14 protein-coding genes and 1 tRNA gene are annotated in these 13,703 nt (G+C 39.4%); 8 read left to right on the forward strand and 7 right to left on the reverse strand.

Annotated features, from left to right (window positions below):
* Nucleotides 1–225 precede the first annotated feature (225 nt).
* Together kynA and AC1DSL_RS00405 are read left to right on the forward strand one after the other, a co-directional pair.
* Nucleotides 226–1,086, forward strand: coding sequence for a tryptophan 2,3-dioxygenase (kynA, locus tag AC1DSL_RS00400; protein ID WP_477530811.1), 861 nt, complete (start codon nt 226–228; stop codon nt 1,084–1,086).
* A gap of 12 nt (nt 1,087–1,098) precedes the next feature.
* A complete protein-coding gene (locus AC1DSL_RS00405; protein WP_477530812.1) occupies nt 1,099–1,824 on the forward strand; it encodes a glycerophosphodiester phosphodiesterase in 726 nt (241 codons plus the stop codon).
* Nucleotides 1,825–1,901: 77 nt separating this feature from the next.
* On the opposite strand, the gene AC1DSL_RS00410 is transcribed toward AC1DSL_RS00405, so the two are convergent.
* Nucleotides 1,902–4,931, reverse strand: a complete 3,030-nt coding sequence (locus AC1DSL_RS00410; RefSeq protein ID WP_477530813.1) for a S8 family serine peptidase — start codon at nt 4,929–4,931, stop codon at nt 1,902–1,904.
* A gap of 201 nt (nt 4,932–5,132) precedes the next feature.
* On the reverse strand, nt 5,133–6,164 hold the full coding sequence (locus AC1DSL_RS00415) for a DUF2804 domain-containing protein (protein ID WP_477530814.1): 1,032 nt from the start codon (nt 6,162–6,164) through the stop codon (nt 5,133–5,135).
* Nucleotides 6,165–6,240: 76 nt separating this feature from the next.
* On the opposite strand from AC1DSL_RS00415, the gene AC1DSL_RS00420 reads away from it, so the two are divergent.
* Together AC1DSL_RS00420 and AC1DSL_RS00425 are read left to right on the forward strand one after the other, a co-directional pair.
* Nucleotides 6,241–6,313: transfer RNA gene (locus AC1DSL_RS00420), tRNA-Ala, on the forward strand.
* Between the two features lie 316 nt (nt 6,314–6,629).
* The gene (locus AC1DSL_RS00425; protein WP_477530815.1) at nt 6,630–7,169 is read left to right on the forward strand and encodes a DUF6241 domain-containing protein; all 540 of its coding nucleotides are present in this window, start codon (nt 6,630–6,632) and stop codon (nt 7,167–7,169) included.
* Nucleotides 7,170–7,210: 41 nt separating this feature from the next.
* Here the strand turns inward: AC1DSL_RS00425 and AC1DSL_RS00430 are convergent, their stop codons facing one another.
* Entirely contained in the window at nt 7,211–7,414 is a 204-nt protein-coding gene (locus tag AC1DSL_RS00430; protein ID WP_477530894.1) for an ATP-binding protein, read from the reverse strand.
* Nucleotides 7,415–7,680: 266 nt separating this feature from the next.
* Here AC1DSL_RS00430 and AC1DSL_RS00435 point away from each other — a divergent pair, with 266 nt between their 5' ends.
* Both AC1DSL_RS00435 and AC1DSL_RS00440 read left to right on the forward strand, forming a co-directional pair.
* Nucleotides 7,681–8,262, forward strand: a complete 582-nt coding sequence (locus AC1DSL_RS00435) for a site-2 protease family protein (RefSeq protein WP_342542216.1) — start codon at nt 7,681–7,683, stop codon at nt 8,260–8,262.
* Between the two features lie 337 nt (nt 8,263–8,599).
* Nucleotides 8,600–9,088 carry an amidase domain-containing protein gene (locus AC1DSL_RS00440; RefSeq protein ID WP_036659488.1) on the forward strand — a complete coding sequence of 163 codons (489 nt, stop codon included), beginning with the start codon at nt 8,600–8,602 and terminating at the stop codon, nt 9,086–9,088.
* Between the two features lie 143 nt (nt 9,089–9,231).
* Here the strand turns inward: AC1DSL_RS00440 and AC1DSL_RS00445 are convergent, their stop codons facing one another.
* The 3 genes from AC1DSL_RS00445 to AC1DSL_RS00455 form a co-directional block, all read right to left on the reverse strand.
* Entirely contained in the window at nt 9,232–10,089 is an 858-nt protein-coding gene (locus AC1DSL_RS00445; RefSeq protein ID WP_342542215.1) for a DegV family protein, read from the reverse strand.
* A gap of 117 nt (nt 10,090–10,206) precedes the next feature.
* Nucleotides 10,207–10,776 carry a glycerol-3-phosphate acyltransferase gene (locus AC1DSL_RS00450; protein ID WP_477530816.1) on the reverse strand — a complete coding sequence of 190 codons (570 nt, stop codon included), beginning with the start codon at nt 10,774–10,776 and terminating at the stop codon, nt 10,207–10,209.
* A gap of 326 nt (nt 10,777–11,102) precedes the next feature.
* A complete protein-coding gene (locus tag AC1DSL_RS00455) occupies nt 11,103–11,216 on the reverse strand; it encodes a hypothetical protein (RefSeq protein WP_477530817.1) in 114 nt (37 codons plus the stop codon).
* An 83-nt stretch (nt 11,217–11,299) separates the two neighbouring features.
* Here AC1DSL_RS00455 and AC1DSL_RS00460 point away from each other — a divergent pair, with 83 nt between their 5' ends.
* The gene (locus AC1DSL_RS00460; protein ID WP_477530818.1) at nt 11,300–11,569 is read left to right on the forward strand and encodes a hypothetical protein; all 270 of its coding nucleotides are present in this window, start codon (nt 11,300–11,302) and stop codon (nt 11,567–11,569) included.
* Nucleotides 11,570–11,624: 55 nt separating this feature from the next.
* Nucleotides 11,625–12,203 (forward strand): nitroreductase family protein, encoded by a 579-nt coding sequence (locus AC1DSL_RS00465; RefSeq protein ID WP_477530819.1) that lies wholly within the window; start codon nt 11,625–11,627, stop codon nt 12,201–12,203.
* 59 nt (nt 12,204–12,262) lie between these two features.
* On the opposite strand, the gene AC1DSL_RS00470 is transcribed toward AC1DSL_RS00465, so the two are convergent.
* The gene (locus AC1DSL_RS00470) at nt 12,263–13,660 is read right to left on the reverse strand and encodes a dipeptidase (protein WP_016428357.1); all 1,398 of its coding nucleotides are present in this window, start codon (nt 13,658–13,660) and stop codon (nt 12,263–12,265) included.
* Nucleotides 13,661–13,703 lie beyond the last annotated feature (43 nt).

Consider the following 13,703-nt stretch of genomic DNA (forward strand, 5'->3'; position numbering starts at 1 on the left):
GGCTTTCGCATCGGTTCTTCCAGTGCCGGTGACGAGCTAAAAAGGCGCATTGCGCTTTTTCGAAGATGTTGGGGTTTGAAAACAGAATAGAATTGTACCATAGTTTGGTAATCTCATGCAATAAGAATTTTCAAAAAATTCAAGTAGTCTGTTAAAGTAGTAAATCTCATGTCATAATACAACTAGATGAGTTGAGTGAAAGTAGAGCCATAAGGGGATTTTAATATGGATAAGAAACCAATGGAAAACGGTCAAAACCGCGCAGCACTTGGAGAAGCAGGACTACATACAGATTTTAAAGAAAACATGACGTACGGGGAGTACCTTCATCTCGATAAATTACTGACAGCGCAGGACGGTTTAACCGATCACCACGATGAACCATTATTTATTATGATTCATCAAGTTTCAGAGTTATGGATGAAGCTGATTTTGCATGAATTGCGTGCAGCCAATAAAAATATTGAAAATGACGATTTGCAACCAGCGTTCAAACAATTAGCGCGCGTATCGAAGATTCAGACGCAAATCATACAAGGGTGGGATGTACTGTCCACTTTGACACCTGCGGAATACATGGAGTTTCGTTCGTCACTTGGCAATGCAAGTGGTTTCCAGTCGTATCAATATCGTATGATTGAGTTTGCACTCGGCTATAAAACGAAGCATGTGCTGAAAATCTATGAAAAAGATGAAGCATTGCTGAACACGTTGACAGATGCATTCCATCAACCAGGTTTATACGATGCGGCGATCAGAAAGCTGGCTCGTGCAGGTCTTCCTATTGATGAAGAAATGCTTCTGCGAGATGTATCGACTCCTTATGAGCCAAACGACAGTGTATTGGAAGCATGGAAGACTGTCTACCGGGATGTCGATCAATACTGGGAACTCTATCAATTAGCGGAAAAGCTCGTGGATATCGAAGACTGGCTGCAACAGTGGCGTTTCCGACATATGAAAACAGTCGAACGAATCATTGGCTTTAAGATGGGGACAGGTGGTTCTTCAGGTGTGAATTACTTAAAAAAAGTGCTGGACCAATATTTCTTCCCGGAACTATGGACTTTACGTACAGAAATTTAAGGAGGTCGTCACATGAAGATTTATGCACATCGCGGTGCATCAGGCACGTTTCCTGAAAATACACTCGCTGCATTTGAAGAAGCTGCCCGACTCGATATTCATGGAGTAGAATTCGATGTCCATCTAACAAAAGATGGAGAACTAGTCGTAATTCATGACGAAACAATTGACCGTACGTCCAATGGTGTAGGGTATGTAAAAGACTTAACGTTAGCGGAACTGCGTGCTTTTGACTACGGTAGCTGGTTTGGAAGTGAATTTGCAGGACAGAAGATACCTACTCTAGAAGAAGTATTAGCAGTTTTCCAACAAACAACACATCACATCAATATCGAACTGAAATCAGATATATTTCCATATGAAGGCATGGGGGAGAAAGTGCTGCACGTGATTGAAAAGATGGGAATGGCGGAAAGGGTCGTCATCTCGTCGTTTGATCACGAAGCAGTCCATGATTTTAAGAAACTAGCTCCTCATATTGAAGTCGCCATATTGACTATGGAGGTACTGGTGGATGCATATGACTATGCACGTTTTATTCCAGCGGACGCTCTGCATATATTCCTTCCGACTGCCCTTCGCAAAATGGCGAAAGAGGCATTAGTAAAAGGAGCAATCCTTCGCGTCTACACCGTGAATGATGTTGAGAATGCGATTGCTTTGCAGAAAATTGGTATACATGCGATTTTTACTGATTATCCAGAGAAAATGTTGCTAGCGGTCGGTAAAGGCTCTTGAAAAAGGGTTTTAGCGATAAGAATAAAAGGGAATCTCCAGTGATATGGAGATTCCCTTTCGCATTTGTGCAAATAGTTCTAGTATGCTTCTTCAATCGTAAAGAAATATTGATTGCCTAAAGAGTCTGTATATAGCAACCCGTAAGTGTTCACAGAGGCAACAGGGAACTTGGTATAGACTAAATTATTGATGCCATTTTTTAAGTTATATTCTTTTTCGTCGATTAAGTCGTTGTTGGAATCCCATACAAATAATTCAACTTTTACAGGAGCCTTTACAACCAGTGTCAATTTTAGATGCGTGTAGTAGGTAGAATAATTATCTGATGAAGAAAAAGTGTACTTGTGATCCACCAGCCAAATCGGTAGGTCATCATTTGTGATTTTTCCCAATACTGTTTGTTCGTTGCCTGAAGTATTGATGACTTTTATTTTATATATTAATTCATCTGAATAGACCAGATCACCATTGTCATCATAACCATCCCATATAAAATGATTAATTCCTTTGTCAGTTTTCTTGTCACTAATAATAGTCCGTATCTTGGCATTGCCGTCATAAATTTCTATTGTGACATTTGCTTGTTGAGATAACTTATAGAAGATTTCTGCTGTATCGTCATCAATAAACTGAACAACAGTAGGATATTGAATTTCAATTTGCGTTAAAGCAATATTCATAATTCCTTTGTATGTCTGGGATAAGTTATATGCATCCACAATTGAAATTTTATAAGAGTACTGTCCGTCTGGAAGGATTGTTCCAGACTGGTCTTTTCCATCCCAAACGAATGATTGATTTCCTTGGGATTTGGGAACATTCTGCTCAATCGTGCTTACCAAATTATCATTCTTGAATAGTTGAATGGTGACAATGCCGGGCTTGCTTAGTTTATATGAAAAAGATTGTTTTCCGTCACTTGTAAAAAAGTAACTTGCAGCGCCTTCAATAACGGGCTGATTCCAATCCTGAAAGGCGAAAGTAGTGGATTTCAAAGAAGCTTTATTTCCAGCACTGTCAAGAAGCTCGATTAATAAGTGGTAGTTTCCTTCAGCTACAAACTCTGAATTGTCATTTTTTCCATCCCAACTTAATGAATATGCTCCTTTTTTAATGGATTTCTCAGTATCAATTTTTCTGACTTTAACTCCCATATCATTTGCAACATAAGTGGTTAAAAATACGGTTTCACTCACATCGATTTTGCCCATATTCAGCAAAGACCCATTTAACTTCATCAGTTCCGAAGACAAAGCTATTTTTGCTGTTGGAATTATTGTGTCCACGGTGATGCTGAACTTGCGAGAGGTGCCTTTTATTTTGTTGGCATCAACCAGTGACATTTCGAGGCTGTAAACTCCATCTTTTACTTGGTTACCTTCGCTGTCTTTCCCATTCCACTGAACAGTCCTTTGACCTCTTGAAACAGAGGAATTGTTTAAGATGGACTTAATGATCTTATTATTTTTATCTTTAATAAAGGCAGTAACTTTAGCATTCTTATTCAATTCGTAGGGAACAGTTAATTTTCCAGTAACAGTTGGGGAATAGTTGACTGATCCAGATAAATTAATAGATGGAACTATTTTATCAATTACTTTCAAAGTAGCAGATAAATGAAGGTTTTCTCCATTGCCGCTCACTGCAGCTATTATTTTATAAGTACCGGTGGAAGCATACATGCCATTATCCATTCTTCCATCCCATGATGCCGAAAACTTGCCCCCGGACCAATCCTTATAGGAAACGAATTTTTTGATGGTGGTGCCTTTCGAGTTCTGAAGATACAACGAGATTTTTGAACCTTTAACACCTTCAAATGAAAAAGCAGTCTTATTTGATCCATTCATCGTAAATTTTGTAGAGGATAATTTGAGATTTGATATGGCTGAAGTAGTGAATTGAAGTGCCCGATATGCATCAACGCGACCATATCCATAAAAATCGTCCCAGCCTCTATGGTATAAATCGACTGAAGACTTAGTAAGGATTTTTTCTAGCTGATCAGAGGTTAACAAAGGATTTTTAGAAAGAACCAAAGCAGCAACTCCTGAAACAACGGGGGCCGCCATAGACGTCCCGTCCAATGCTCCATATTTACTTCCGGAAAGAGAAGAAAAAATACCTTCGCCAGGGGCAGCTAAATCAATGTAACTTCCATAATTTGAGAACTCGGTAATTTCGTCATTCGAATCAGTGGCGCTAACCCCAATAACGCCATCAAGTGCAGCGGGATAACTCAATTCGTAACTTCTTTCATTACCTGCAGCAGCAATCATCAATACATCTTTAGCTTTTGCATATTGTGTGGCGTAATCCATTGCGTAGTTATAGCTCCCACCAAGACTCAAATTGATGATATCAGCATGGTGGTCAGCGGCATAAATAATGGCTTCACCAACATCATAGCTACTCGCGGAATCCCCTGTAAAAACATTGATTGGCATGATTTTAATATTCGGGGCGACTCCGGCACCTCCCGAATTATTGAAGGATGCCGCTATAATGCCTGCAACATGTGTTGCATGGTCTCGGGAATAAAAGGAGGTTCCTCCGGTTACTGCATTATAAGGAGAGACAAATTTTCCTTTTAAATCAGGATGATTTGTTTGAACACCTTGATCAATTACAGCAACAATAACTCCAGAACTTCCTTTTGTTTGATCCCAAGCACTGGAGGCATGAATTTTCTTTAAATGCCATTGTTTTGAATACGATGGATCCTTTGGTCTAAACGTATTTTCCAATTGATAGTTTGGTTCAACAAATTCGACTTGTTTATGTTTCAATAATTCCTTCGCCACTGCGGATAAATCAGAGCTCTTTGGTGTTGAAACCAGGGCGAACTTTCCATTTACTTGTATCGAAAGTTCTTTTGCATTTACGGAGTCCAGAATTTGTTTCCTTTCGCTCCCTGTAGCTGAAGCTTTGAAGGTTACAATTAATTGATTACTATAAAAGTCCTTGGAATCATCAAATAATGCCTCAATGTTGAATTTAGAAATTTTCGGTTCTACTTTTATTTCTTCAGCTCCGGCAAATTGTGTAGGCAGCCAAAAGAATATGTACGCAAATAAGAAAATCTTTAATTGTTTCTTAATATTCATCCTCCTTTAGATGAATTATTTTATGCTTAAGGACATGAGCCAATGTGGCATCAAAGTGAAAAGAAATGTTTTTATTAACAAAAATAAAAAAGCACCATCAGCAAGAATTTCCTAAATAGGAAAAATGCTTGGATAGTGCAAAACATATATATTTCTTCTTGTACCATTATTGAGGAACAGAAGTGCTCTCCACTTTACTAATTACCACTTAGCTTTGTGTTCATCGATACTTCCTAGCAATTGTGTGATAGGTAGGCGAGAGCCATCGTCCAAATAAACGAAGCCGTGATAGTAACCGACTAATTGATGGATTTCTGATGTGACGAGACGAGCGTTTATCTTCGCTTCACGTTTGAAAAATGGGGTAAACGTCAAATCGACATCACGTGAAAATTTCGACCGGATATGCCAAGGTTTCATATAATTGGTATCATCATAAGAAAAAATGACATCTTCTGAGATTTTTGACATGTGACCATCGACAAATACTGCGTTTTCCGTCATACCTGTTCCATCTGTCCATTTTCCGCCTAAGTTAAGGCCGATGCGTTGTTTGCCGACACGTTGAGAGGCCATCGCCCAGTTCCACGAAGCTTTTCTTGACCAAACGCCGCGACCATAATCCAGCACGGCATAGCTATCTTCAGGATTAAATGAATAACGCTTGTCCCCAATTTTCACAAAACCGCGCGTCGGTAGAGTATGATGCTTGGCCGTATATTGAAAGAGTTGACGATTCCACGGAATGACAACATTCAAAGTATCGTCATTTTCAGGATGCTCAATATGTAAATCCGCATGGAGCAAATCACCATCAAAGTCGGGAATGGTAACCGTCATATGCGTTTCATTTTGCATATGGAACAACTGAACACTCATTTCATTATTTGAAAATTTCACAGTTTCAAGTACTTGATTCGGCATTTGTACACGTTGACCCAATGGAATCGTAATAGTCTTCTCAAAAAAGCGTTGAGTTTCATAATCAAGGAAATATACACAACAAACCGCTGCGTAATCCAAATGGCGAATGCTTGCTGAAAATAAAATATCTTCACCATACACACACCAGTAATTCCATTTTTTCTTGCGCATAAAATGTCCGGATAAATTACTATCGATTAACGGTTTTCGGGAAAAACCTATTGCTGCAGGGTTCAAATTTCCTTTGGAATCGCATAATGCAATGGGCGTAATAATTTCACGCTCTGCATGTTGTTGCACTTTTTGCATTTCGCCACCCTCTCGCCTCTTGTATCAACTAACTATCATGCTATATACTAATTATTGTACCAAATATTTTGATAAAGGGGTATTAGCTCAGCTGGGAGAGCGTCACGCTGGCAGTGTGAAGGTCGTCGGTTCGAACCCGATATACTCCATCTATAAAAACCACTCATATCAATGGATTGAGTGGTTTTTGTTTTGTTAAAATAACAACATATTGAAATTATTGTGGGGCTGTATTATTGATTTTGTAATCATAATAAGCTGTATTTTTATTGAAATGGTAAAAAAATTAATATATGGACGTACTTAATCGAATCAGATTTAGTAAGTCTTTTTTGTTGTTCATTTCAGAACTGTAGCTATTATACGTAATTATCTGAAAAATCTCTTTATGATGTAAGTTTCTTACAGTAAAATGTAGATATTACCTTTTTGAAATTTTAATTCAGTGGCTCAATGGAGGGGAATATGAAGGAAACTAGCGGACCATTTAAATTGACCAAAATCCAAAAAGTATTGTTAATACTCACTTTTTTATCTGTCGTGGGAATTATCCTGTACGCTATTTATGGACAAGAAGCACCTATCATAAAAAAAGACGGAACCATTACGGAAAAAACGACTGAAGATGGCGGGAAAATTATTGAAGTTAAAGAAGTGAGAGATATGCCAGTGGAAGAAGAATTTCCGATGGATATGCCTGACTTTCAAGTCGGCCAAGTGATTCATCAAATGAGTCATCAGAAAATCGAGGCTGAGGAAAAGTGGGGGTTCCTCCCTCTAACCGCTGAAAGAGTGGCAAGGTTAAAAAAAGTTGTAGAAAATGGTGATTATCAAAATAAAAGCCGTTATTTAAGTATTCTTAATCGATGGGCGGAAAATGATTTCACACAAATAGATAAAGATCACAATACAATTTGGACTATGCAGGGAGGGACTGTCGGCAGGGCTACGGGAATTCTCAGTTATGAAGAAGAAAAACAATTTATTGAAAAATATTACGAATAAAAAAGGCACTCACTTTCGTGAATGCCTTTTCTAAGTGGATGTTAACTGGAAATCGGCAATGATAAAGTGACTTGGGTACCAGCGCCTTTACTTTCAATGGTTACTTTTCCATGATGATGTTCAATGACTTTGTAGGTTAGCATTAAGCCAAGTCCGAACCCTTTTTCATTGTTGGCATAAAAAGGCTTGCCTAACGGCTGACACCGAGCTTCTGAAATTCCATGGCCAAAACAATCACTTTCAATTCAATCCGATATTTAATAGCTGAATAAGATATCATTTTAAGCCTAAGAAAAAGGGTTTATTATATGTGATGGGGAAATAAGAGGATTATTTTGTTAAAAACGGACATATATAGAAAAGGGTTAGTGAAATCCAGTGAGTGAAATGGTACATTAGTGTAACAGTGAAAGATGGATGATGTGCCTATTCATTCACTGTAAAAAGAATGAAATGAAAGCGGGCGGACAACATAGAGTTTTTTGCATTTTCATTAGAAGAGATCCCATTTGTGCTCATTACATTGGTAATTGCTTTTACATTGCATGAATTTATGCATGCTTGGATGGCTTCAGTATTTGGAGACGATACGGCAAAAAGACAGGGAAGGGTAACTCTTAATCCACTAAAACACTTGGATATCGCTGGTACACTTTTGATTTTTATAGCGGGGTTTGGTTGGGCAAAACCTGTTCCAGTTAATGCTGCTTATTTCGCAACGAGACGTATACAATCCATCATTGTTAGTTTGGTTGGCCCTCTCAGTAACTTTGTCCTGGCGTTTATTGGGTTTAGCATTTTTTACTTTTCTCCTCAAAATCAAACAATGGATGAATTTCTAAATGTTTTTGTCATGTTGAATGTAGTGTTAGGCGTATTTAATCTGTTACCACTACCACCATTGGACGGGTATCGAATCATTTCCAGTTTATTTCCTGCTAAAATTCAAGAGAAACTTGTGCCCTTAGAAGCTTACGGCTCCATTTTGTTTTTAATTGTGGTACTGACACCGATTGGGGATAGTACACTGTTTCCATTCATCGGAAACAGTATAGATATGGTAATGAATTTGTTCTATTCTATTTATGAATGATAATCGGAAGGCCACTCTCGTAATATAAGAGTGGTTTTTTGTTGCTTCAGAAAAGCTTCTAATGGGGTAAAACTAAGGGGAGAGGGGAATGAAAATAAGCGCATATAGACTGCCGCTCATCGTCACATAACTAACGGGAATACCTTACAGAATGATAAATGGAATGGCAAAAATAGCGAGTGCGAGTCTGAATCCATTGCGAAGAATGATGGATAGTCACAGTCTTCCATGTCCAATCGACACGATGCTACCAAATACGATTCTTCTCAACTATATTCCTCTCCAATCTTCTATTTCTTTCGTTTTATACATACTCTCTCCGTAAGGAGGGATTTCTATATACAACCGTCAAGCAGCAGTGGATTATGCAAATACATGGTGGAACTCCAATAATCCAGCTTATCCTGTATTTGATGTCGATTGCACGAATTACATTTCACAGTGCTTGCGTGCAGGAGGAGCGCCAATGCGTGGCTATCCAAACCGTAATAAAGGGTGGTGGATTAGAGGAGGCACGTGGAGCTTCAGCTGGAGTACCTCACATGCACTCCGATGGTATTTGGAAACATCCAGAACCGGTTTACAGGCAGTAAAAGTAGCAAGCGCATGGGAGTTGAAACTTGGAGATGTAATCAGTTACGATTTCCAGGGTGACGGCAGATTTGATCACACGACCATCGTGACGGGCTTCAATGAAAACGGTGAGCCACTTGTCAATGCACATACGGTTTTCGCACGCCAAAGGAATTGGCGCTATACAACGTCACCGGCTTATTCAGATGATACGAGGTATATTTTCTTTCATATTAAAGATTCGTTCACATGAAAAAACCCTTGGATTTTCCAAGGGTTTTTCTACTCTTTTACATTTTGCTATGTCTAGCTACAAGCACCAATCTGTTCCTGCGGTTACTCGTAGCAAAGGCACCCTTGCTTCCAGCGCCTGAGACAGACTAAAATTTCGCTTTTCTATTCAGCTGGTACGTGCCATAATATAGCGATTGTACCTTCACCAGCATGAACTGCCAGGACCGAACTGATGGCACCTACGCGAACTTCCAAGCCGGGTACTTTCTCTTGAATCAGGTTTTTTAATGCTTCCGCTTGCTCCGCAACATTGCCATGCATCAAGTCAATCGAACGTACGTTATCCTGTTCATAAGCGGCAACGGCTTTATCGACTAAGTAGTTGAGCGCTTTCTTTTGGGAACGAACTTTATCAAACGCTTTCAATTCACCTTCTGCAGTAATTTGGATGATCGGTTTTACTTGCAATAAGCTTCCCAAGAAAAATTGAACGCCATTCATGCGTCCGCCTTTATATAGTTGGTTCAAGTTTCCTATTAAAATATAATTGCGCAAGTTTTTCACTTCGTTACGAAGTTGTGCTGCAATTTCTTCCAGTTTCATTCCACGTTCTTGCAAAACGATTCCGCGTTCTACAAGTTTGGTAATGCCTGTAGAAAGAGCAAGAGAGTCAACGCATTCCATATGGACTTCTGCAATTTCTGCACCTGTTTTGGATGAAGATATCGTTCCGCTCAATTTCGCTGATACATGCACAGCCAGAATAGCTTCATAGTTTTCACTAATTTGTTCATAGAGTTTGGCAAATTCACCTGCAGCTGGTTGTGAAGTCTTTGGGAATTCTTCTGCATTCCGAATACGATCATAAAGTTCATCCGAAGTTAAATCAATTCCATCCGCATATTGTTCCTGTCCAAAATGGATGGCTAATGGTACAACATGTACATCGGGGTGGGCAGCAAGTGTATCGCTGATATAAGCGGTACTATCCACAACCCATGCAATTGGTTTTTTTGACATCTAGTAAACACCCTATCTTTAATTAAAAATTTCGACTATTTATTAATATAACATGAAAAGTATTTTCTCGCGATGGTGTATGGTTTAAACAGAAATAAAGCTATTCACTTCATAATGTTACGAGCGTTTCCATTTTTGTTCATCCAAAGATTGTTTGATGTCAAAGCGATGTCGATACATTATGAGAAGTATGGCAAGTACGATTGGCCATGCGTTTTGAAGTTCATTTAAATAGAGTACTGATCCAATATACGCAAAATAAGCTATAATCATGCTCAGTGTTGCACTTCGAATGATCGGAAACACCAGTAAAAAGACAACAATGAACGTCAATGCAAATAATAGATTGAATGTCAGGCCAATTCCGACGAAAGTGGCAATGCCTTTTCCGCCTCTACCTTTCAACCAAAAAGGAAAGATATGTCCGCATATGACCAACAGACCACCCATTGCCACTGCCCATTCGGCAAAGCCGAAATAGTTTCCTGCAAAGATTACCAATACACCTTTCAAGGCATCACCTAAAAAAGTGAGCAGAAATGCGAAATTGCCAATCACGGCTCCTGCATTGCGCGCTCCTAAATTACCGCTTCTGTAGTGGCGTAAATCGGTTTTATACAATTTCCCTACCCACCAGGCGGTCAGAATATTGCCCACTAAATAGCTGGCCAAGAAATAAATGATCATGCGAACACCCCGAAAATGCTTTCTTTCTATTATGAAGGAAAAGCAGGGTTTGGGAAATAACAATTAAAATAGGGAGGACCAATAAAGATTGTGATTTTGTTCCTAAACCGTGCACCTTCATATTTTCCCAAAACAAAAAAGCCTACGTCTTGTCGCAGGCCTCAAATTCGCATTCTTCATGAAATGGAACTGTCTTGCTCATCGTCAGTCTCATACACTTTCTCCGGCATATTTAGCACGAATATCCAAGAATGTATCGATGTTTTGGAAAAACAAATCAACCAATTTCGGATCGAAATGTTTCCCGCGTTGTTCCATTATATAATTTAATATTTTAGCAATGGGCCATGCTCGTTTGTAAACCCTTCACTTGATAAGGCATCGAAGACATCAGCGATCGCCGTGATTCTTCCGTAAATATGAATCTCGTTTTCTTTCAATCCGTTCGGATACCCACTTCCATCCCATTTTTATCTGGAATGACAACTCGGTCTATCCCATGTGCTACAATAGTCTGTAGTTGATGATTTTTAAAATTGTAGAGCCAAACCGTGCAACGATCTGTTCCTTTATTGGTTCATTCTGTCGTTTTATAATGTCTGTAACTGCTGTTGCACACTTAGGAGTTGGTTTGTTGCTAATGGGTGCAATCACTCTACTGTTCTTAAGTCATTTATTTTTGGACAGTCGTATATTTGTTGCATGGTGGGTTAAACAAATCATGAGAACAGAAGGCCAGGAAGCCAAGTGGCTCAGCATTATGGTCGATCAGATTTTCCACGTAATTTTTTAGGTGATATCGCACACTTTTGGTTTTAACTATTTAGCGAAAAGGGGAACTTACACACATGAATGAACAATCTTTATCAGTACGCGAAGCAATACTTCAACGTCGCTCGGTCAAAAATTTCAACGGACAACCTGTGGAACGCGAAACATTAATGACAGTTTTGGATGAAGCTAAATGGGCACCAAATCACGGAAATCGTGAGCCTTGGAGATTGGTTGTCGCTTGTGGGAAAGAATTGAATGAACTACATACAGTGTTGCGAGAGTTTGGCGTAACAAAATGGAAAGATCTTTCTGAAGACGAGTTAACGAAACAAATGAAGAAATTCACTAGCCCAGGGGCATATGCATTTGTCATTGTTAATGAAGACGTCCGTCAAAAAGAACGGTTGGAAGACTATGCAGCTACAAGTTGTTATATCCAAAATGCTCAACTGCTTGCTTGGGATTTGGGAATCGGTTCATGTTGGAAAACTCCGCCATTCATTGATGCTCCAAAATTCCGTGAAGCACTAGGGGTTAAACAAGGTGAGCGCATCATCAGCATGTTGCAGTTTGGATATTTCGATGAAATGCCAAAAGCAAGACCACGCAAAGATGTTGAGGAATTCATTACATTTTTCGGTACAAACAACTAAAAACTAAAAAAATCCCGGTTCTTCGCAGTGATTGCGAGAACCGGGATTTTCTTATGGTCTTATTTCTTCAAATCTTGTGCAGTGAATTGTGCAATTTCATGATAGTAATCGCCAATTACTCGTAGACCTTGATCGAAATTTTCCAAATGGAAATGCTCATTTGGTGCATGGAAATTTTCAGAAGCAAGGCCGAAGCCCATAAGAACTACTGGTAATCCTAGAATTTCATCAAAAGCAGCGACAATCGGAATTGAGCCTCCACCACGGACATAAGCAGTTGGCACATTATATACTTTTTCGTATGAACGGCCAGCTGCTTGAATCGCCGGATGGTCGAAAGGTGTGATAAATGGTTTTCCTTTATCAAACTCCGTAACTTCAACTGTTACCCCAACAGGTTTATGCTTTTCAATATGTGCCGTTAATTTCTCAACGATTTCATCAGGATCTTGATCGGGAACCAAACGACATGTAATTTTGGCTCCTGCTTCTGCAGGAAGTACCGTCTTAATCCCTTCACCAGAGAATCCACCGAAAACGCCATTGATTTCCAAAGTAGGACGCACCCACGTACGTTCTAAATGTGTAAATCCTTTTTCACCAAATAAGGCATCCACACCAAGTTCTTCTTTTAAAGCTTCTTCATTAAAGTCCAGTTCTGCATAGGCAGCACGTTCCTCATCTGTTATTGCGCGAACGTTATCATAGAAGCCCTCTACTAGAATCGTTCCTTCTGCATCACGGAAAGAATCCAGCACTTCGACCAGTGCGTGAATTGCATTTTGTACGCCGCCCCCGTATAGACCGGAATGAAGGTCACTTTTCGCACCTTTCACTTCAATCTGAACACCTGTTAAGCCGCGCAAGCCGTAGCAAACAGCTGGTTTACCTGGTCCTTGCATACCTGTGTCTGAAATGACAATAATATCGGCCGCAAGTTTTTCAGTATTTGCCAAGACATATTCAGGTAAATTCGGGCTACCGATTTCTTCTTCACCTTCGATACAGAATTTCACATTCACAGGAAGAGTACCTTCAGTTTGCATCAATGCTTCCACGGCTTTAACATGCATGTATACTTGTCCTTTATCATCACTTGCGCCGCGTGCAAAAAGTTTATTGTCACGAACTTGAGGATTGAAAGGTTCGGATTCCCACAAGTTTAAAGGGTCAACTGGTTGTACGTCATAATGTCCATAAATCAAAAGAGTCGGCTTCCCCTCTGCATGCAGCCAATCTGCATATACAACAGGATGCCCCTTGGTTTCATCGATTGAAACATTTTCCAGACCTACTGATTTCATTGATTCAGCTAACCATTCTGCAGCAGTTTTCATGTCATCTTTGTGATCAGATAATGCACTAATACTTGGAATGCGCAGAAACTGTTTTAATTCGTCTAAATGCTCTTCACGCTTCGTTTCAAAATATGTGTTCAATGATTGTAAATGACTCAATGGGAATCCCTCTTTTCACAAAATTTCGAGAATGGAAATAGTA

This window comes from Paenisporosarcina sp. P4_D4 (genome assembly GCF_056401835.1).

What these genes read in the sequence shown, in the direction of transcription:
- AC1DSL_RS00445 (WP_342542215.1), bottom strand. Translation starts at nt 10,089, where the DNA reads ATGTCAAAAAAACCAATTGCATGGGTTGTGGATAGTACCGCTTATATC.
- AC1DSL_RS00410 (WP_477530813.1), bottom strand. Translation starts at nt 4,931, where the DNA reads ATGAATATTAAGAAACAATTAAAGATTTTCTTATTTGCGTACATATTC.
- AC1DSL_RS00465 (WP_477530819.1), top strand. Translation starts at nt 11,625, where the DNA reads ATGAATGAACAATCTTTATCAGTACGCGAAGCAATACTTCAACGTCGC.
- AC1DSL_RS00415 (WP_477530814.1), bottom strand. Translation starts at nt 6,164, where the DNA reads ATGCAAAAAGTGCAACAACATGCAGAGCGTGAAATTATTACGCCCATT.
- AC1DSL_RS00460 (WP_477530818.1), top strand. Translation starts at nt 11,300, where the DNA reads ATGATTTTTAAAATTGTAGAGCCAAACCGTGCAACGATCTGTTCCTTT.
- AC1DSL_RS00405 (WP_477530812.1), top strand. Translation starts at nt 1,099, where the DNA reads ATGAAGATTTATGCACATCGCGGTGCATCAGGCACGTTTCCTGAAAAT.
- kynA (WP_477530811.1), top strand. Translation starts at nt 226, where the DNA reads ATGGATAAGAAACCAATGGAAAACGGTCAAAACCGCGCAGCACTTGGA.
- AC1DSL_RS00425 (WP_477530815.1), top strand. Translation starts at nt 6,630, where the DNA reads ATGAAGGAAACTAGCGGACCATTTAAATTGACCAAAATCCAAAAAGTA.
- AC1DSL_RS00450 (WP_477530816.1), bottom strand. Translation starts at nt 10,776, where the DNA reads ATGATCATTTATTTCTTGGCCAGCTATTTAGTGGGCAATATTCTGACC.